This window comes from Olsenella kribbiana (assembly GCF_036408795.1).
Classification (GTDB): domain Bacteria; phylum Actinomycetota; class Coriobacteriia; order Coriobacteriales; family Atopobiaceae; genus Olsenella_L; species Olsenella_L kribbiana.
Window position 1 is genome coordinate 1 of the sequence record NZ_JAZGJP010000009.1, and the last position, 18,246, is coordinate 18,246.

Sequence of the window (18,246 nt, forward strand, 5' to 3'; positions counted from 1 at the left end):
CGTCGTGGACCGTCGGCTTCTGCTGCTGGGACTGTCCGTTGTAGGTGACATCCTCAGGAGCGGTCACCTGGAAGCGCGTGCTGTCATTGATGCCAGCAGCCTCGATGGTCAAGGTGCCGGTCTTGTACGTCACGCTGTAGTTGCCCTGGCTGGACTCACCAGTGGCGCTGATCGTGTAGGTGCCAGCATTCTCGCCAGGCTCGCGGGTCAGCTCGTAGGTGATGAGCGACTCGGACTCGCCATTCACGAGACCGTCAACCTTGGCCGAGAAGGTCGGGTCTGCGGTTCCGTAGCTCTTGGAGGCATCATTTGCGGTCACCGTGACAGGTGCCTGCTTGATCTGGTAGGTCGTCTCGACGGAGCCCGCGTAGTTGCCGATGCCCTTAATCGTCACCGTGACAGTGCCCACATTGGTGGTGTCCTCGCTGTAGGAGAGCGTGTAGTCCGTGCCCTCGACGAGGTCCTTGCCGGTAGCGGAGTCGTGGACCGTCGGCTTCTGCTGCTGCGAGGTGCCGTTGTAGATGACATCCTCAGGAGCAGTGATGGTGAAGCGCTTGGCATCAGGGTTCGTCGGGTCGTCCGGATTGATGTTGGCAGCAGTCACCTCGAGAGTTCCGAGATTCTCCTGATCCAGCTTGTAGTTGGAGGACTTGGAAGGCGTGGTTGCCGCAGCGAACAGGGCACGAGCCTTGACGACACGGGAGACGCCGTCGCCGAAGGTCAGCGTGTAGCTGTTGGTCGACTTGCCGACATTGGTCTGCGAGCCCGTGACCACGAAGGTGTAGGTCTCGTTGGGCAGGATGCCGTCGACATGGCCCGTGGCGGTAAGAGGCGTGCCGTCATAGGTCTTCGAAGCGCCCTCGGTCGTGACCGTGTAGCCCTTCGGCAGGATCTGGTACTCGCGCGTGACTTGGCCGGAGAGGTTACCCTGGCCGGTGATGGTCACCGTGACCTTGCCAGCATTGACGGTGTCCTCGCTGTAGCTGACAGTGTAGTCATCAGTGCTGACGGCGCCACCATCCTTGAAGCTGACGGTGACAGGCTGCTGCTGGGACTCGCCGTTGTAGGTGACGTCTGCAGGCTGGCTCACCGTGAAGGCGTCCTCGTCCGCGATGTTGCCTGCGGTCACCGTAAGGGTGCCGAGATTTTCATTGACCGTGTAGTTCTTCTGCTGTGCCGTGCCGGTCCACTTGAGCTCATAGGTGTTCTGCGAGCTGCCGACTGCGGTCTGCGAGCCGGTGGTCTGGAACTCAGCACGCTCGCCGTTGACGAAGCCGGTGATGGTGCCCTGAGCGGTCAGAGGCGTGCCGTCGTAGGACTTCGTGTCGCTTGGCGTCGTGACCGTCAGCGTGGCGGGCGTGATCTGGTAGGTCTGCGCCACGGTGCCGGAGTAGTTGCCGGTGCCGTTGACGGTGACCGTGACGGTGCCGACGTTGGTGGTGTCGCCGCTGTAGGCCAGCGTGTAGTCGGTGCCGAGCTCGAGGTCCTTGCCCGTCGCTGCGTCGCGGACGGTGATCTCCTCTTCCTGGGAGAGGCCGTTGTACACGGTGTCAGCCGGCTCGCTGATGGTGAAGCGCTTGGCGTCAGGGTTGTCCGGCTGGTTCGGATCAGGCGTGTCGGGGTTGATCTCGGCGGCGTTGATCGTGAGCGTGCCGTCCTGATACGTCACGCTGTAGTTGCCCTGGCTGGCGTCACCAGAGGCCTTGATGGCGTAGGTGCCCTTGGCCTCGCCCTCATCGCGGGTCAGGCTGTAGCTGATGAGCGACTCGGACTCGTTGTTCACGAGGCCCGTGACCGTGGCAGTGAAGGACGGATCCTTCTCGCCGTAGTTCTTGGAGGCGTCTGCCGCCTTCACGACGACCTCGGCCTGCTTGATCTGGTAGGCCGTGTCGACGGAGCCGGAGTAGTTGCCCTTGCCGGTGATGGTGACGTTGACGGTGCCCACGTTGGTGGTGTCGTCGCTGTAGGAGAGCGTGTAGTCCGTGCCCTCCACGAGGTCCTTGCCGGTCGTGGCGTCGTGGACCGTCGGCTTCTGCTGCTGGGACTGTCCGTTGTAGGTGACATCCTCAGGAGCGGTCACCTGGAAGCGCGTGCTGTCATTGATGCCAGCAGCCTCGATGGTCAAGGTGCCGGTGACCGTCTTCACGACGTAGTTCTGCGTCTGGTCGGTGCCAGCTGCATCGGTGACCTTTGCAGTGCCGCTGAACGCGCCATCGTAGCTGCCTGCGTTCGTACCCTTGGCGGAGTACGCGAGGCCACCAAGCGTCTGGCCAGAAAGCAGGCCAGTGGTCGTATACCCGGTGAGCTCATGCTCCTGGCCATCATAGGTGATGGTCTGGCTCTCGCCCGTGACCGTGGCAGGCATGGTAGCTGCTGTGATGGTTAGGGTGCCATCAGTGACCTCGACATAGACCTTCTTGAAGTTCGGGCTGGTCGCCGTGAACTTGCTCGAGGTCAGGCCCATGGAGTAGGTGCCCACGTCCGTACCCTGCGCAACGGCGCTCTGGCCGCCGTTCAGGCTGACGCTGATGGAGCTGTCAACAGAAGCGGCGTCAGAGGTCCAGCCTTCGACGGACTTCTGGGTGCCATCGTATGTGAACGAGCCGGACTCGCCCGTCACATGGACGGTAGCCTCCTCGGCCTGGTTCACGGTCAGCGTGCCCTCAGCCGTCGTGATGTTGTAGTTTGTGGCCTTCGTGTTGTCGTTGAGCTTGTACGTGAAGGCGTTCTTCACGAAGCCGGCGTTCGTGATGGTGCCGGTCACGTCGTACGTTGCGCCCTCGCCCTCGACGAAGCCATCTCCGCTAGGAGTCACAGTGTGGTTAATCAGAGGCTTGCCGTCATAGGTCTTGGAGTCAGACGCAGAGGTCAGCGTGACCTGACGCGGTGACACCGTAAGGGTGCCATTCGTGGTCTGGATGTCCGTAAAGTTGGCGGTCACGTCGTTGCCGGAGGCATCGAGAATCTTGTACGTAGCGACCTTGTTGGCAACAGAGCCGGCATCAGTGATGGTGCCAGATGCGGTGGCTTGGTAGGTCAGGCCATCAGGCAAGCCGGTCTCAGTTACGCCAGCAGACGTCAGAGCAGTGCCGTCATACGCCTTCGATGCGCTGCCAGCGGTGAAGGTCACCGTCGCGGAGTTCTTGGTCACCTCAAGAGTGCCAAGGCTATCGACCACGTTATAGTTGGACTGCTTTGCCGTGCCGGTCCAGTTGAGCTCGTAGGTGTTCTTCGAGCTGCCGACCTCGGTCTGGGAGCCAGTCACCTTGAAGTCGACCGTCTCGCCGTTCTGGAGGCCTTTGTAGGTAGCGCTATCAGACTTCGTCAGCGCTGTGCCGTCGTAGGCCTTGGTGGCATCAGGCGTCGTGACCGTCAGCGTGGCGGGCGTGATCTGGTAGGTCTGCGCCACGGTGCCGGAATAGTTGCCGGTGCCGTTGACGGTGACCGTGACGGTACCCACGTTGGTGGTATCGCCGCTGTAGGAGAGCTCATAGTCGGTGCCCTCAGCCAGCGTTGCGCCGGTCTTGGTGTCCTTGACCGTGATGCCTTGCTTCTGATCCTTGCCATTGTAGGTAACGTTAGAAGGAGTCGAGACCTCGAAGCGGGACTGATCCGTAATGTCAGCAGCCGTAATGGTGAGGGTGCCAGGCACGAAGCTCACGCTGTAGTTGCCCTGGCTGGCCTCGCCAGACGGGGTGATGGCGTAAGTCTTGCCGGCTTCCTCGCCCTGCTCGCGGGTCAGCTCGTACTTGATGAGCGACTCGGATTCGCCGTTCACGAGGCCCGTGACCGTAGCAGTGAAGGACGGATCCTTCTCGCCGTACTTCTTCGAAGTGTTGTTGGCCTTCACCGTGACCGGTGCCCGCTTCACGTGGATGGCAAGGCCATCCTTCTGGACGGTCTTGTAGCCGTCCTTGGAAGCACGGACGCTGATGTTGCTCGTGGTGCCCGCGTCGGTGCGACTCGGTGCGGTCGTCGACCACGTCTTTCCGTTATCGGTGGAGTACTCGATCGTTGCGCCAGAGACGGAAGCCGAGGCGCTGAGCGTATGGGCCTGGCCGTTGTAGGTGGTGTCGATGGAGTCTGCGTTGACCAGGTTGATCTTTGCGCAGTAGACGATCGTGATGGTCTGGCCATCGGCAGCGGAGCTGACACTGAACTGGCCGTCGTCCAGCGGCTCATAGGTGCTGGCCCAGCCGGAGCCTGCGGCCTTGGCGACAATTGCCTCGACCTGGGACTGGTCGATGCGCGCTGCTGCGCCGATAGCGACGACAGCCGTAGCGGAGCCTGCATTGGTTGTGGTGCCATCTGCATTGTGCAGCTTGACATTCACCGTGACGTTGGCTTCGCCGTTCTGGGTCCACTGGCTCACGAAGTGGAAGTTGCCATTGGACGCGTAGGCAACGTTGCTGTCATTGATGGTGAAGGTGTCGCCTGGCTTGTAGACCTTGCCGGACGTGTCGCCCTCGAGCACCCAGCCCGTGAAGTGCTGGCCCTGCTTTGTGGTTGTGCACTCAGGGATGGTGAAGGAGCCGTTGTAGCTATACGAACCAGAGGCAGCTGCGTCGTCGTAGCTCGTCGTATAGGTCGTCGTGGCATCAGGCGTCGCGACGATGGAGATGCGGATGTCCTTCGGCTTCCAGCTTCTCGCATCGGCGCCGATGGTGATGGTGTAGGAGCCGTTGCCGTTCGGTTTCAGCGACCAGTGACCGCTCGTATTCGTCAGCAGGTTGCCATTCTGATCGCGCGCGGTGATGGTCACGCCAGACGCGCTCAGCGTGTAGCCGTCCTTGACAGTGAACGTGAACGTCGAGCTATATCTGGTGTTCCTGACATAGAAGTCGAAGATGCCCGGATAGAGCTTGTTGCCATCCACATGGTTGGCCGTGCCGCCGTTGGACGTCACATAATCGACGCCGACGAGCTGGTTGACCCAGACCTCGGAGGTGGCCTGGTCCTTGTAGTTCGTGCTCACCGAGATGTTGCCGTAGACATTCTTGCCCGAGGCAGCCGCGATGGTGACCAGATAACTCGGAGCCGAAGGGGAGCCGCTCCTCGTGACCGTGATGGTCGTGCCATCGGAGAGCGTCGTGGTGGCGGTGCCATTGGTAGGTGGAATGTTGGCCATGACTTCGTCGGAAGCCAGCGTGATGGTCAGCTTGTTCAGCACCTTCGGGTTGGAGGACCACTGGTCGTACCTATCCAGCTGGAAGCTGACGGAGCTGCCCGTCGTGTAGCTGAGGCTGCCGCCGTTCTTGGAATTCAGCCTCGTATCGCCGTAGGTCAGATAGGTGTTGGAGGAGTTTGCAAATGTCAGCGTATGCTGGCTCGAGAGGTTCACGGTCACGGTCGTGGCGCCGGTGACGCCGCTCAGGGTGTAGCCGTTGCTGGTGGACGTGATGGTGCCGCTATCCGAGGTGACGCTGTCGACCGAAAGGCCCGTAGCAGGCGTGAAGGTGATGTTCGCGGTGCCATTGGGAGTCACACCGGAAGGACCGACGAGCGAGCCGGCATCGGCTGCCGTGGCCTCCTTGCCGTCAATCGTGTACTTGTAGGTAATGGCGTAGGAACCACGGTAGTGGACCTGGAGATCCGTTGCCTTCGCTGCCTCGATCTGCGCGATGGAGCCATCAGCGGTCATAGCAAGGAGTGTTCCGTCAGAAGCGATGGAGAACGAGACGACATCGGTGTTGTAGATGGATGCATGGTCAAATGCGTAGCCAGCAGGAATAATGCCGGACGCAGCTGCATTCGCGGCGATGTTGCCTGCTTCAAGGGTCCCGGTCGTCGTGGTGCCGTCGTTGTCGTTCACGAACGTGACCGTCGCAGACGTCGCTGCAGCCGCCTTGCTGACGCCGAGCAGCGAATTAATCGAGAGAGCGGAGACGAGCGTCGTGCTGGTCTCAGCCGTATCCGTGCTGGAGCTCTCCTCGGCGCCTGCCGCTTCTTCGCTCTCGGAGGTCTCCTCTGTGGCAGAGGATTCATCCTTCGTGACTTCTTCGGTCGAAGTGGCCTCGTCCGTGCTGGATGCCGCATTGGCAGCAGAAGCATCGTCAGAAGAAGCGCTGTCAGATGCGTTCGAATCATCCGCTGCTGCAGGAGCAGCCTTCTCGCTCTCGAGCACATAGATCGAAGATGCCGCAGAAGAGGTTGCCGTGGCCTTGCCAGCCGTGGCCGTCTCCTCCTTCACAGGCGCTGCTGTCTCTGACACCATGCTCCACAGCGTCGTTGCATCCGTCGAAGGATCTGCATCCGTGAGCGTAATCTCGACTGCAGCGGCAGGCGTGACAGCGCTTCCATCGGCGGACACATAGCTTACGCGCACCGCTTTGAGGGCAGAGACCTCGTTTCTGGAGGCAGAAGCGACGCTTTCGAACGTATCTGCGAGATCTTCTGCATCGACCGTCTCGAGGACGAGCTTTGCGTCCTTCGGAAGCGCACCTTCAGGCGCAGACACATGGACTGCGACGGTGTCAGTGCCGACTGCCACGCTCTCCTCGAGCTCCTGGGCAGGCATCGTGTCCTCAGAGGCAGCAGTCCCCTCTGCTGTGGCCGTGGTGGCCGTAGAGGCAGCAGCGGGCGTCTCGGCCGTCGTGGCAGACGCGCTCGTCTCGGCTGCACTCTCCCGTGCAGCAGGAGCCGTCTCTTCGGTCGTGGCAGCTGCTGCAGGCGCCTCTTCCGCAGCCGTCGTCGAAGACGTAGATGCAGCAGATGCACTCTCCTGAGTCGTCGTGGCAGCCGTCTCCTGGGCTGCTGCAGCCTGAGAGCTCGTCTCGTCGGCAGATGTGGCATCAGGCTCAGAAGGCTGAGACACGCTCTGGTTCTCTGCCGCGAAGACCGGCAGCGGCGTTCCTGCTGTCACCATGGCGCCAGAAAGCGCGATGGCAAGCGCCTTGCTGGCCGGACTCTTCGGGTCGAAGACGTTGCCCTTCTTGTCTGACTTCTTGTGCTTCTTTGACATAGCCAAGCCCCTTCCATTCAGCTCCTGTGTCAAATGGCCTATCACTGGCACCGATATGCATAGTGCTTCAAGAATTGTCGAGCAGCTATGTAAGAGCTGTGCCAGTTCTGTGCCACATGTACGTTATATAGCCGACTTTTGGCAGGGTGCGCATCGTCCCGAAGTATGAGATGAGCGATTTGCATGCATCAAGACGCTATTTCATGCAGTTCGCATTAAGTATTTTATATATCTGAAAATAGTTTGCACTGATAGTTCGGATTATGTCCATGACTGCCACGCTATGGCAGGATGACAAATATTCATTTATATCATTTTGGTAAAAAACGGCGAGCGGTCTTGCAAACCTGTATATGAAGGCAAGCTTAAACCGATTTCTATCTCATCCCTGAGGATGACGCCTCAGCTGAAGAGCTGCGAGCCCAGGGTTGTGGTATGGCGGGAGATCCAGGAGATGATGCGCCCCTCGCCCATTGCAAGATCGACATCCTTGCGGCGGATCGGCATGAGCATGGCACGGACGACACCCGACCAGGGTGCAGCCTCTGAGGCAATCTTCTGCGTCTTGTCGCTTGTGATGACCCGCTCGACGTGTGCCCGCTTCTCGTCCTCCGAGAGGTCGCAGGCAGGGCTGCACGTGCTGACGATCGTGGTGATGACATTCGTGACATAGCGGCGCTGGAGCATCCTGCACGTCTGGGAGTCCTCGTCCATGCCCCAATGGGCAAAGAGGTTGTCCAGAAGATCCTGCTCGTGCTCGTCCGTCCAGCAATGGGAGAGGTCCCAGGCAAGCGAGGCGGAGAGGCAGAAGTCGCCGGCATTGTAGATGGCATCGCGCACATAGGCGACACCATGCACATCCATAAGGAATGCTGCCATGAATGCCGTTCCCCCATCGGAGGCAAACTTGGCGCCCGACTTGCGCACCCGGTCCATGCGGAAGAGCTTGCCGCACGGGAACGGCAGAAGCCCGGCATCGAAGTACTTCCATGCCTCTGCATGGAAGGCATCGTCGTCTGCATAGACATAAGGAGAGGGGCCATCCACTGCCACCTGGCGCGCATTGTTCGCGACTGCCGCCATGGCCAGATCGAGCGATCCCTCTTCTGCCACCTCGTAGAGCTCTTCGAGCGTACGTGGCGCGAGCGTATCCGTTGCATCCATGAGGAAGGCGTAGGTACCTTCGGCACGCTCGAGACCCAGATTGAAGCAGTCGGAGGCGCTCTCGGAATCGATATGGAGGCATTCGAGCATCGCATCGCGCTCTTCTGCGGTAGCGAGCATGCGCTTCGCCTCGTCGGTGGACGCAGCATCGACGACGAGCACCTGAAGGCCCCTCTGGGTCTGGGCGGCCAGGCAGTTAAGGGCACGGTTCAGGGTGGCGGCAGCATCATGCGCCCGCACGATGACGGTCACCGAGGGGTGTCTGTGGCCATACCCTGCCATTTCGCTTTTTCCTGCCCTTTCTGCCGATGCCAGGTGGGGGCAGATATGCTGCCCCCCAGCAATTTGACACACTACCAGTTTCTCTTTCCCTACCCGTGACGGCCAAAGCGGCCCTACGCAATACGTACAGAACGTTCAACACACCTACATTTTTCAAAGCGGCTTAACCGTCCACAGGCAAAGAGGTACCAAATGCCGGAAATATGCAAGTTTTTATGCAGGAAAGGATCGCATGGCCGCAAGTTGCGTGATGCATAGCGGCAAAGACAGAGGCCATCCACCCGAAGGCAGATGGCCTCTGATGGAGTGCCTCTGGAAGAGCTGCTAGGCAACGACGTAGAGCCCGAGCACGATGTTGAGCTGCGCCGCATCGATTGTGCTTCCGGCATCGCCTGCATAGATCGGATAGGCTGCAGGGACGGCGATGGCAGCATCGATGCCGGATGCCGCAAGCTCCTTGTAGTAATCATCGACCTTGCGGTTCGAGAGGTCGGATGTGGCAGCCTTGCGCATATCGGTCAGGGCAGAGTCCGCTCCGCTCTCAGCATAGGCGGTAAGTGCGGACCAGAAGCTCTCCTGGCAGACGAAGACATGGTCGAAGGCAATGCCTGATGCCGTCGATACCGGCACGACGCAGGCAGCGCCGCCCGACTGTGCGATGAGGGCAGAGAGCGTGAGCGTGCCCGCCTCGGTCGTGACGGAGAGGTCGAGCGGAAGCTCTGCCACCGTGGCCTTTCCTGTCGTGTCATCGAGCGCAACGATACGGGCATCCACGAGCGTCGCTCCGTCTTCTCCTGTCGTCAGATAGAGCGAGGTCGTGAAGTCGTCAGCAGACTTCGTGGCGCCTGCCACCGCAGCGGGCGTCTCCTGCTCGTCCACGACATCCTCGAGCGTCGAGTCATTGTACGTGGAGTAGCTGTAGGCCTTGTTCCAGAACATCGAAAGGGATATGAAGAGGGCAGCAAAGACCACTACGACGACGACCGCCGAGACGACGGTACGCGTATGGCTGGGCTGTGGTACATCGGTACGTTCGAACCTCTCGCGCTGTCTGGCCATGAGAACCCCTTTCGCACATTGGGCGTGCCGCGGCACCTGCTAGATAACGATACCAAGCATGGCCGCAAGAAGGCCAAGGGCAACGCCCGCCACGTAGATGAATGCAGCAATGGCTATATTCTGCCTCATATTGGCATTCGTGCGGGAGAGAACAAGCAAGCCGACGCCGCCAGCGGAGAGAAGCCCGGCAAGCATCGCAGGGGTCGACAGGGTCCCATCGAGGAAGAGCTCCGAGATTGTGACGGAGGCGCCGCAGTTCGGAATCATGCCGACAAGGGCAGAGAGGAAGATGGCACGCACCGGATGGTCCGCAAGGATCTGTGCCAGAGCATCGGAACCCACGCCTTCAATCATGAGGCCGAAGAGGAATGTGATGAGGAAGATGAAGGCCGTCACCTGCGCAGTATGGATGAGCGCTGAGCGGGTGATGTGCCAGAGCCTGCCATGGTGCCCGTCCTCGTGATGGTGGTGATGGTGCTCATGTACGGGAGCATCAGATGGCTCTTCCTCCTTGCACTCGTCGCATTCGCAGTGCTCTCGCTCGCACAGCTCATGGATATGTGCATGGCCATCCCCTGCGCGGTGCAGGAGACGGAGCACGGCATCCACCGCAAAGCCCAGAACCATGCCGCAGACGATCTTGATCAGAAGGATTGCAAGCATGCGGGCCGGCGCCTCCTGGTGGGCCAGAAATACCGGCAGCATCTCATCGGAGGTGGCAAGGATGACAGCGACAAGCGTGCCTGCCGTGACGACGCGGCCCGCATAGAGCGTTGCGGCCATGGCAGAGAACCCGCACTGCGGAAGGACACCCAGAAGGGCTCCGACGGCAGGGCCCGCCTTGCCCGCCTCGCGCACGACCTTCTCCGTCTTTCCGGCCGCTCCATGCTCGAGCGCTTCCATTGCAAGATAGGTAAGGAAAAGGAAGGGCACGAGCTCGAGCGTGTCCCAGAAAGAGTCTATGAGTACATCGAGAAAGAAATCCACGTGTTCTACCTCCAGAGAGCAAGCGTGCCTGGCTTGTAGGCGACGTCTGCGAATGTGAGTCCTTGCGCAGGTGCTGTGGGGCCCGCAGCACGTCTGTCGTGGGCGGAAAGCGCCTCTGCCACCCAGGAAGCAGGTCTGTGGCCCCGTCCAACCTCGACGAGCGTGCCGACGATGATGCGCACCATGTTGTGGAGGAACGCATTTCCCGTGACCTCGACGATCACAAGCTCCTCTCCTGCCTCCATAACGCGCCGGCAATGGATGGACGTGAGGCACCTTGAGGTCGAAAGGCCCTGCTCATGCAGAAGCTCGGCCGAGTCTGCCTTGCAGAAGCTCATGAACTCATGTTCGCCGACGAGAGCCTGCGCCGCTTCATCCATTGCCTCGGCGTCGATCTCGGACCTCACCCACCAGGCATGGTCCCAGGCAAGGACCGGGCGTGCGTTTCCGTCTGCGATGCGATAGCGGTAGGTGCGCGACTGGGCATCGAAGCGCGCCGAGAAGCCCGCGGGAGCGCGGTAGAGTCCTCTTATGGATATGTCATCAGGCGTCAGCGCTGAGAGGCCACGAGCGAGTCTCCGGCCCTCGAGAGAGCACTCCTCAGGCGTCACAGGGAGGCTCACATGCTGCGCGAGGGCGTGCACCCCAGCATCGGTCCTGCCAGCGCAGGAGAGCTCCACAGGACGCCTCAGATAGGTCGAGAGGGCATGCTCCATCTCGCCTTCGACGCTCCGCTTGCCGGGCTGTGCTGCATAGCCGACAAAGCCCGCTCCGCGGTAGCCGATCTTCACGACAAGCGTCGCTCCCTCTGCCTTGTCCATTTCCTGGCTCACCAACATGCAATCCTTCCGAGCGTCAAATCCCTTGTTCGTATCCGAGACACCCTATCTGAGCTGCTGCTCATATATTCACAGGTCCCTGTGCATTGCCGCTCCATACTAGCATATGCCTGTATCTATGCAACATATTCCCAGTCTCGCAGTAGCATTTGCCCGCATGGACACAACTCCTCTATAACAGAAGAGAGGCCCTGGTTTCCCAGGACCTCTCTCACATGTGCTCCTATACAGCAGATGCTACTCTGCAGGGGTCTCCTCGGCGGCAGCCTCAGCAGGTGCCTCTTCGACCTCTGCCGGCTTCTCAGCCTCGGCAGCAGCGACTGGCTTGACGGAGTCTGCCTTCTTGGCCTTCGGCTGGACCGGCTCGGTGACAAGCTCGATGATGACGATCTCGGCGTTGTCGCCCTTGCGGCGGCCAAGCTTCATGATGCGGGTGTAGCCGCCGTTGCGGCCTTCCCACATGCCCTGTGCGGCCTTCTCGAAGACCTCGCGGACGAGCTCCTTGTCGCCGAGCTTCGCGATAGCGAGACGGCGGGAGTGCAGATCGCCCTTCTTGGCCCAGGTGATGACACGGTCAACGTCCGTGCGGATGGCCTTGGCACGCGGCTGCGTGGTCTTGATGCGGTCATTGGCAAGCAGAGCGCTGGTGAGGCTCTTCTTCATGGCCTTGGTATGGCTCGCATCAGTTCCGAGCTTCATGCCATGCTTCTTGTTGTGTCTCATGGTCTTATTGCTCCTATTGAAGACGCGGCGTCTTTAAGGCTTGAGTCCGAGCCCCATGGACTCGAGCTTGTCCTTGACTTCCTCGATGGACTTGACGCCGAAGTTGCGGATGTTCAGAAGATCGTTCTCGGAGAACTCGACGAGCTGGCGGACCGAGTGGATGCCAGCGCGCTTCAGGCAATTGTAGGAACGGACGGAGAGGTCCATGTCCTCAATCTTCTTGTCGAGCTCCGTATTGTCGTCTTCAGTGTTGACTGCGAAGATGGAGGTGTCCTCCTGCGGCTCTGCCTCCTCAGCCAGACCCATGAAGGCGCTCATGTGCTGGTTGATGATGTTCGCGGCCTCGACGACAGCATCGCGCGGCGTGACGGAGCCATCGGTCTCAACCTCGAGGATGAGACGGTCATAGTCCGTACGCTGGCCGACACGGCACGGCTCGACGACCTTGGCGCAGCGGCGCACCGGCGAATAGAGCGAGTCGACGTGGATGATTCCGATAGGATCATCGTCACGCTCGTTGTCCTCGCCGGAGACATAGCCACGGCCGCACCCGATGCGCATCTGCATGGTGAGGTGTGCGCCCTCGCCGAGCGTGCAGATGACATGGTCGGGATTGACGAGCTCGAACTCAGCGGGAACCTTGAAGTCGCCGCCCGTGACGGTCATGGGGCCGTCGACGGAGATGGTTGCCGTGCCCTTGTCGCCCGTGTCCATGGAGCGGAACACAAGGCCCTTCACATTCAGAACGATATCGGTGACGTCCTCATAGACGCCCTCGACAGTCGTGAACTCGTGCTGCACCCCATCGATCTGGATGGCCTCGACGGCTGCGCCCTCGAGGGAGGAGAGCAGCACGCGGCGCAGGGAGTTGCCAAGCGTATCGCCGTAGCCACGCTCGAGCGGCTCGGCGGTCACGCGTGCGACCCTGTCGTTGACCTCTTCTACCGACACATTCGGCCGGATGAATTCGGACATGTAAACCTCCAACCGTTCCTGTTACTTGGAGTAGAGCTCGACGATCAGCTGTGCGTCGATGTCAAGATCGATCTGATCGCGCGTCGGGAGCTGGAGCACGGTGCCCTGAAGCTTCTCGATGTCGACCTCAAGCCAGGAGGGAACGGCCATATGCTCGGAGGAGATGAGGGACTCCTTGATCGGGAGGAGCTCCTTTGCCTTCGGAGCGACAGCGACGACGTCGCCGGCCTTGACGCGGTAGGACGGGATGTCGACACGCTTGCCGTTCACGGTGATGTGGCCGTGACGGACGGTCTGACGGGCCTCCTTGCGCGTACGGGCGAAGCCGAGACGGAACACGACATTGTCGAGACGGGTCTCAAGCAGGATCATGAGGTTATCGCCCGTAACGCCCTCGAGCTTCTTGGCCTTGTCGTAGTATCCACGGAACTGCTTCTCGAGCACGCCGTAGATAAACTTGGCCTTCTGCTTCTCGCGGAGCTGCTGGCCGTACTCGGATTCCTGACGACGGCGCTGCTTCGGCTGACGATTAGACTTCTTGTTGATGCCCATCACAGCGGGCTCGATGCCGAGCTGGCGGCATCTCTTAAGGACAGGGGTCCTATCAACTGCCATAGCTACTGTCCTTCCTTAGTTGCGACGACGCTTGCGCGGACGGCAACCGTTGTGCGCAATGGGGGTCTTGTCCTGAATGCCCGAAACCTCCAGGCCTGCTGCCTGAAGCGAGCGGATTGCCGTCTCGCGACCAGAGCCGGGGCCCTTCACGAAGACGGTCACCTTGTGCAGACCGTGCTCCATAGCGGCCTTTGCTGCAGCCTCTGCAGCAATCTGAGCAGCGAACGGAGTGGACTTGCGGGAGCCCTTGAAGCCCACCGTGCCACCGGACTGCCAGGAGATCACGTTGCCCTGGGAGTCGGAGATGGAGACGATGGTGTTGTTGAAGGTGCTCTTGATGTGGGCCTGGCCCACGGAAATGTTCTTGCGCTCAGAGCGCTTGACGCGGACGTTGCGCACGTTCTTCTTCTGCGGCATGTCTTACTCCCTAGGCCCTCTTCTTGCCACCGATTTGACGACGCGGACCCTTGCGGGTGCGGGCGTTCGTGTGGGTACGCTGTCCATGAACAGGAAGACCCTTGCGGTGACGGAGGCCACGGTAGCAGCCAATCTCCATCAGGCGGGCGATGTTCTGCCTGCGCTCACGACGCAGGTCACCCTCGACCGTGTAGTTAGCATCGATGTAATCGCGAATCTTTGCGACTTCCTCTTCAGTGAGGTCGCGGACACGCGTGCTGGGGTCAATGCCAACCTCAGCGCAGATCTTGGTAGCGGACGTACGGCCAATGCCATAAAGATAGGTAAGTCCGATCTCGACACGCTTCTCGCGCGGGAGGTCTACACCGTTAATACGGGCCAATTTGGTGCTCCTCTCTTAGCCCTGGCGCTGCTTGTGGCGCGGGTTCTCGCAGATGACGTAAACCTTGCCATGGCGACGGATGATCTTGCACTTGTCGCACATCTTCTTTACCGAAGGACGTACCTTCATTGCAATTCCTTTCGGTTGTTCCCTTACTATGTAATCGCCCAGCCGCAGGCGTGAATTACCGGCTTACTTGTAGCGATAGGTGATCCTGCCACGTGTCAGATCGTACGGAGAAATCTCCACGACAACCTTGTCGCCTGGAAGGATGCGGATGTAGTTCATCCTGATCTTTCCGGAAATGGTGCACAGGATGTTCTTGCCATTCTCCAGCTCTACGTTGAACATGGCATTCGGGAGTGGTTCGATGACCTTGCCCTCGAGCTCGATTGCATCTTGCTTACTCAACCTGTCTACCTTCTCCTCGCACGATGTTTCCACAGTGACAGCGGCATATTATCATAGCAAAAATATCTGCTCCGCATAGAGCACAATGCAATGTCCATAAGCAGGACAAATTTTCGGAGAAAGGCCCGGGCGCATCTGCGCTCGGGCCTCTTGTTCCCGCTCTCATCGGAGCCGCTATTCGGCGTCTTCCTTCTTCTCCTCTTCGGGAGCTTCATCGGATTCGTCGATCTCGTCGATCTTGAGCTCGACGTAGTCGGCTCCGCCGAACATGGCGCACCAGGGTCCGGTCTCATCCTCGGAGAGGATGACAGGACCATCCTCCGTGATTGCGACGACGTTCTCGTAGTGCGCTGCCGGCTTGCCATCACGGGTGACGACCGTCCAGCCGTTGCTGAGCGTCTTAACGCGCGGAGAGCCGAGTGTGATCATCGGCTCGATCGCGATGAACATGCCGACCTGCAGAAGCACTCCCCTGCCCGGCTTGCCCCAGTTCGGGACATTCGGATCTTCGTGCATATCGTGGCCGATGCCGTGGCCGACGTAGTCGCGGACGACGCCGTAGCCATTGGACTCGGCAAGCGTCTGCACCGCATGGCCAAGATCTCCCAGATGGTTGCCTGGAACAGCTTCCTTGATTGCAGCCTTCAGGCAGTCACGCGTGCACTCGCAGAGGCCGCGGACCTCGTCAGAGATCTCGCCGACGTAGAACGTCCAAGCATTGTCTCCCGCCCAGCCATCCACATTGGCACCAGTGTCGATGGAGATGATATCGCCCTCGCGGAGCTTCGTCGTGGGAGACGGGATGCCGTGCACGACCTGCTCGTTCACTGACGTGCAGAGCGTAGCCGGGAATCCGCCATAGCCCTTGAAGCCAGGAGTTCCGCCGTGGGCACGGATATAGGACTCGGCAGCGCGGTCAAGCTCGAGCGTCGTGACGCCCGGCTTCACCATGAGCCCGACATGGCGCAGAACCTCCTTGGAGAGCTTTCCTGCCCCTGCCTTGTAGGCTGCTATATCTTCTGCCGTCTTGATTTTCAGCATAGTCCGAGCTGTTCCTTCATATCCTTGTAGACATCGTCGACTGCCTGCTCGCCGTTCACGGTCTTCAGAAGCCCATGGCCCTTGTAGTACTCGATGAGCGGTGCCGTCTGGGTCTGGTAGACATCGAGCCTGCGCTGGATTGTCTCAGGCTTGTCGTCGTCGCGCTGGTACATCTCGCCGCCGCAACGCGGGCACACATCGACGCCAGCCGGTGCCGTATAGCCGCAGTTTTTGCAGGTACGGCGGGACGAAAGACGCTTGACGATGACATCAGGGTCGACATCGACGAGGACAGCTGCATCGAGTGCAAGACCCATGTCCTTGAGCTCGGAATCGAGGACGACAGCCTGGGCTGTATTCCTCGGGAAGCCGTCGAGGATGAAGCCCATCTGGGCATCGTCGTCGGCGAGACGCTCCTTCACGAGATTGACGACAAGCTCGTCGGGAACGAGCTGGCCCTTGTCCATGTAGGACTTGGCCTGCTTGCCGAGCTCTGTGCCGTTCTTGATGGCAGCACGGAGCAGGTCGCCCGTAGAGATGTGCGCCACTCCGTATTCAGCAACAAGACGCTGGGCCTGCGTGCCCTTGCCGGCACCGGGACCACCGAGCAGAACGATCTTCATGCGAACTCCCTTGCTCCGTAGGTTATTGAGGTCTACTTGAAGAAGCCTTCGTAGTTGTGCATCTTGAGCTGGCTCTCAAGGGAAGACAGGGTATCCATTGCCACGCCGACCATGATGAGGATGGACGTGCCGCCGAATGCCTGGATGAGAGTGTTGCTCGTGAAGGCAAAGATGATGGAAGGCACGACTGCGATGATTGCCATGAAGATGGCACCAGGCAGCGTGATGTGGTCGATCACGTTCTTGATGTAGTCGGCCGTAGCCTGTCCCGGACGGACGCCCGGAATGAAGCCGCCCTGCTTGCGCAGCTGGTCTGCAGTCTCTTCAGGATTGAAGACCATGGCCGTATAGAAGTATGCAAAGAACACGATGAGGACCACAGAGAGGATCCAATTCAGCCAGCCCGATGAGACCGCATTCGCGAACACGGACATCCAGTTGACCGTCGGGAAGAACACGGCAATCTGAGCCGGGAGGTAAAGGATTGCGGAAGCGAAGATGATGGGCACGACGCCCGCCGTGTTCACCTTGATAGGCAGATACGTGGACTGGCCACCCATGACGCGGCGGCCGACGACGCGCTTGGCATACTGGACCGTGATGCGCCTCTGTCCGCGCTCGATGTAGACGATGAACGGGATGACAGCGAGAATCACGATGATCGTGATGACCGTATTGAGGACGCCCGTCGTCGAGTTCTGCACGGAGCTGATGAGCGCCGAGGGGAACCCAGCCATGATGTTGGCGAAGATGATCAGCGACATGCCGTTGCCGATGCCACGCTGTGTGATGACTTCGCCGAGCCACATGATGATGAGGGCGCCTGCAACCATCGTGAAGATGACGATGACATCCATGAGCCACACCGGCGCGCCGGCGTTGGCGAACGTTATGCCATACAGGCTGGACTGGAACAGGAACAGATAGCCGATTGCGCTGATGAGCGCGAGAACGACCGTGAGATAGCGCGTGTACTGCGTGATCCTACGCTGGCCTGCCTCGCCTTCCTTGGCCATCTCGCCGAGGGAAGGAACGACAGCCTGCATCATCTGCATGATGATCTGAGCAGTGATGTACGGCATGATGCCCAGGCTGAAGACGGAAACACGGGAAAGGGCACCGCCCGAGAAGAGGTTGAGAACAGCCAGCGCACCGGAGCCCGATGCCGCCGTTTCATAAGCGGAGAGCATCCCCTGGAAGGGGATGCCCGGTACGGGGATGTAGGCCCCGATGCGATAAAGCACGAGAATGCCAATCGTGATAAGGATCTTGTTACGCAGCTCCGCTACGCGGAACGCGTTCGCAATTCCCTTTAGCACGCTGCCTCGACCTTTCCGCCAGCTGCCTCGATCTTGGCCTGTGCAGACTTGGAGACCTTGTCTACCTTGACCGTGAGCTTCTTGGTGAGCTCGCCGTCGCCCAGGACCTTGACAGGAATGTAGTTGCGCTTGATGACGCCCTTGGCATACAGGGAGTCAGAGTCGACGGTGTCGCCGTCGTTGAACAGTGCGTCGAGGCGTGCAACGTTGACCGGTGCATACTCGACACGGTTGTGGTTGATGAAGCCGCCGAGCTTCGGGAGACGCATGGCGAGCGGCGTCTGACCGCCCTCGAAGCCAGCGCCCTTGCCGCGGCCTGCGCGGGAGAGCTGGCCCTTGGTGCCGCGTCCCGCCGTCGTGCCGTGGCCGGAAGAATTGCCGCGGCCGATGCGCTTGCGAGACTTCTTGGAGCCCTCTGCGGGACGGAGATCGTGAAGCTGCATGTGAT

General features: G+C 60.1%; 16 protein-coding genes. All 16 read right to left on the reverse strand.

The annotated features are described in order from the left end of the window. Window positions 1–6,961, reverse strand: a 6,961-nt coding sequence (locus VXJ24_RS07125) for an MBG domain-containing protein (protein WP_330972239.1), incomplete at its 3' end; no start/stop codon positions are given. Between the two features lie 402 nt (window positions 6,962–7,363). Beyond that, the gene (locus tag VXJ24_RS07130; RefSeq protein ID WP_330972240.1) at window positions 7,364–8,407 is read right to left on the reverse strand and encodes a glycosyltransferase family 2 protein; all 1,044 of its coding nucleotides are present in this window, start codon (window positions 8,405–8,407) and stop codon (window positions 7,364–7,366) included. A gap of 324 nt (window positions 8,408–8,731) precedes the next feature. After that, window positions 8,732–9,466, reverse strand: coding sequence for a hypothetical protein (locus VXJ24_RS07135; RefSeq protein WP_330972241.1), 735 nt, complete (start codon window positions 9,464–9,466; stop codon window positions 8,732–8,734). Window positions 9,467–9,505: 39 nt separating this feature from the next. Beyond that, the gene (locus VXJ24_RS07140; protein ID WP_330972242.1) at window positions 9,506–10,453 is read right to left on the reverse strand and encodes a putative manganese transporter; all 948 of its coding nucleotides are present in this window, start codon (window positions 10,451–10,453) and stop codon (window positions 9,506–9,508) included. A gap of 5 nt (window positions 10,454–10,458) precedes the next feature. Then, window positions 10,459–11,286, reverse strand: coding sequence for a tRNA pseudouridine(38-40) synthase TruA (gene truA / locus VXJ24_RS07145; RefSeq protein ID WP_330972243.1), 828 nt, complete (start codon window positions 11,284–11,286; stop codon window positions 10,459–10,461). A gap of 243 nt (window positions 11,287–11,529) precedes the next feature. Beyond that, window positions 11,530–12,015 (reverse strand): 50S ribosomal protein L17, encoded by a 486-nt coding sequence (gene rplQ, locus VXJ24_RS07150; protein ID WP_330972244.1) that lies wholly within the window; start codon window positions 12,013–12,015, stop codon window positions 11,530–11,532. Between the two features lie 33 nt (window positions 12,016–12,048). Continuing rightward, window positions 12,049–12,990 (reverse strand): DNA-directed RNA polymerase subunit alpha, encoded by a 942-nt coding sequence (locus VXJ24_RS07155; RefSeq protein ID WP_330972245.1) that lies wholly within the window; start codon window positions 12,988–12,990, stop codon window positions 12,049–12,051. 21 nt (window positions 12,991–13,011) lie between these two features. Continuing rightward, window positions 13,012–13,605: a 30S ribosomal protein S4 gene (gene rpsD / locus VXJ24_RS07160; RefSeq protein WP_330972246.1), complete on the reverse strand. Its 594-nt coding sequence runs from the start codon at window positions 13,603–13,605 to the stop codon at window positions 13,012–13,014. Between the two features lie 15 nt (window positions 13,606–13,620). Beyond that, complete coding sequence (gene rpsK, locus VXJ24_RS07165) at window positions 13,621–14,022, reverse strand: 30S ribosomal protein S11 (RefSeq protein WP_330972247.1); 402 nt, start codon at window positions 14,020–14,022, stop codon at window positions 13,621–13,623. Window positions 14,023–14,032: 10 nt separating this feature from the next. Beyond that, window positions 14,033–14,404, reverse strand: a complete 372-nt coding sequence (gene rpsM, locus VXJ24_RS07170) for a 30S ribosomal protein S13 (RefSeq protein WP_330972248.1) — start codon at window positions 14,402–14,404, stop codon at window positions 14,033–14,035. Window positions 14,405–14,419: 15 nt separating this feature from the next. Then, window positions 14,420–14,533, reverse strand: coding sequence for a 50S ribosomal protein L36 (rpmJ, locus tag VXJ24_RS07175; RefSeq protein WP_013252436.1), 114 nt, complete (start codon window positions 14,531–14,533; stop codon window positions 14,420–14,422). A gap of 63 nt (window positions 14,534–14,596) precedes the next feature. Continuing rightward, a complete protein-coding gene (gene infA / locus VXJ24_RS07180) occupies window positions 14,597–14,815 on the reverse strand; it encodes a translation initiation factor IF-1 (RefSeq protein ID WP_330972249.1) in 219 nt (72 codons plus the stop codon). A gap of 174 nt (window positions 14,816–14,989) precedes the next feature. Continuing rightward, entirely contained in the window at window positions 14,990–15,856 is an 867-nt protein-coding gene (gene map, locus VXJ24_RS07185) for a type I methionyl aminopeptidase (RefSeq protein ID WP_330972250.1), read from the reverse strand. After that, on the reverse strand, window positions 15,850–16,479 hold the full coding sequence (locus tag VXJ24_RS07190) for an adenylate kinase (RefSeq protein ID WP_330972251.1): 630 nt from the start codon (window positions 16,477–16,479) through the stop codon (window positions 15,850–15,852). The genes map and VXJ24_RS07190 overlap by 7 nt, the downstream gene beginning before the upstream one ends. 32 nt (window positions 16,480–16,511) lie before the next feature. Next, window positions 16,512–17,798 (reverse strand): preprotein translocase subunit SecY, encoded by a 1,287-nt coding sequence (secY, locus tag VXJ24_RS07195; protein ID WP_330972252.1) that lies wholly within the window; start codon window positions 17,796–17,798, stop codon window positions 16,512–16,514. Further along, entirely contained in the window at window positions 17,792–18,241 is a 450-nt protein-coding gene (gene rplO, locus VXJ24_RS07200; protein ID WP_330972253.1) for a 50S ribosomal protein L15, read from the reverse strand. Before rplO ends, secY begins: the two co-directional genes overlap by 7 nt. Between the last annotated feature and the right edge of the window lie 5 nt (window positions 18,242–18,246).

What these genes read in the sequence shown, in the direction of transcription:
- VXJ24_RS07130 (WP_330972240.1), bottom strand. Translation starts at nt 8,407, where the DNA reads ATGGCAGGGTATGGCCACAGACACCCCTCGGTGACCGTCATCGTGCGG.
- VXJ24_RS07135 (WP_330972241.1), bottom strand. Translation starts at nt 9,466, where the DNA reads ATGGCCAGACAGCGCGAGAGGTTCGAACGTACCGATGTACCACAGCCC.
- rplQ (WP_330972244.1), bottom strand. Translation starts at nt 12,015, where the DNA reads ATGAGACACAACAAGAAGCATGGCATGAAGCTCGGAACTGATGCGAGC.
- VXJ24_RS07155 (WP_330972245.1), bottom strand. Translation starts at nt 12,990, where the DNA reads ATGTCCGAATTCATCCGGCCGAATGTGTCGGTAGAAGAGGTCAACGAC.
- rpsD (WP_330972246.1), bottom strand. Translation starts at nt 13,605, where the DNA reads ATGGCAGTTGATAGGACCCCTGTCCTTAAGAGATGCCGCCAGCTCGGC.
- rpsK (WP_330972247.1), bottom strand. Translation starts at nt 14,022, where the DNA reads ATGCCGCAGAAGAAGAACGTGCGCAACGTCCGCGTCAAGCGCTCTGAG.
- rpmJ (WP_013252436.1), bottom strand. Translation starts at nt 14,533, where the DNA reads ATGAAGGTACGTCCTTCGGTAAAGAAGATGTGCGACAAGTGCAAGATC.
- map (WP_330972250.1), bottom strand. Translation starts at nt 15,856, where the DNA reads ATGCTGAAAATCAAGACGGCAGAAGATATAGCAGCCTACAAGGCAGGG.
- VXJ24_RS07190 (WP_330972251.1), bottom strand. Translation starts at nt 16,479, where the DNA reads ATGAAGATCGTTCTGCTCGGTGGTCCCGGTGCCGGCAAGGGCACGCAG.
- rplO (WP_330972253.1), bottom strand. Translation starts at nt 18,241, where the DNA reads ATGCAGCTTCACGATCTCCGTCCCGCAGAGGGCTCCAAGAAGTCTCGC.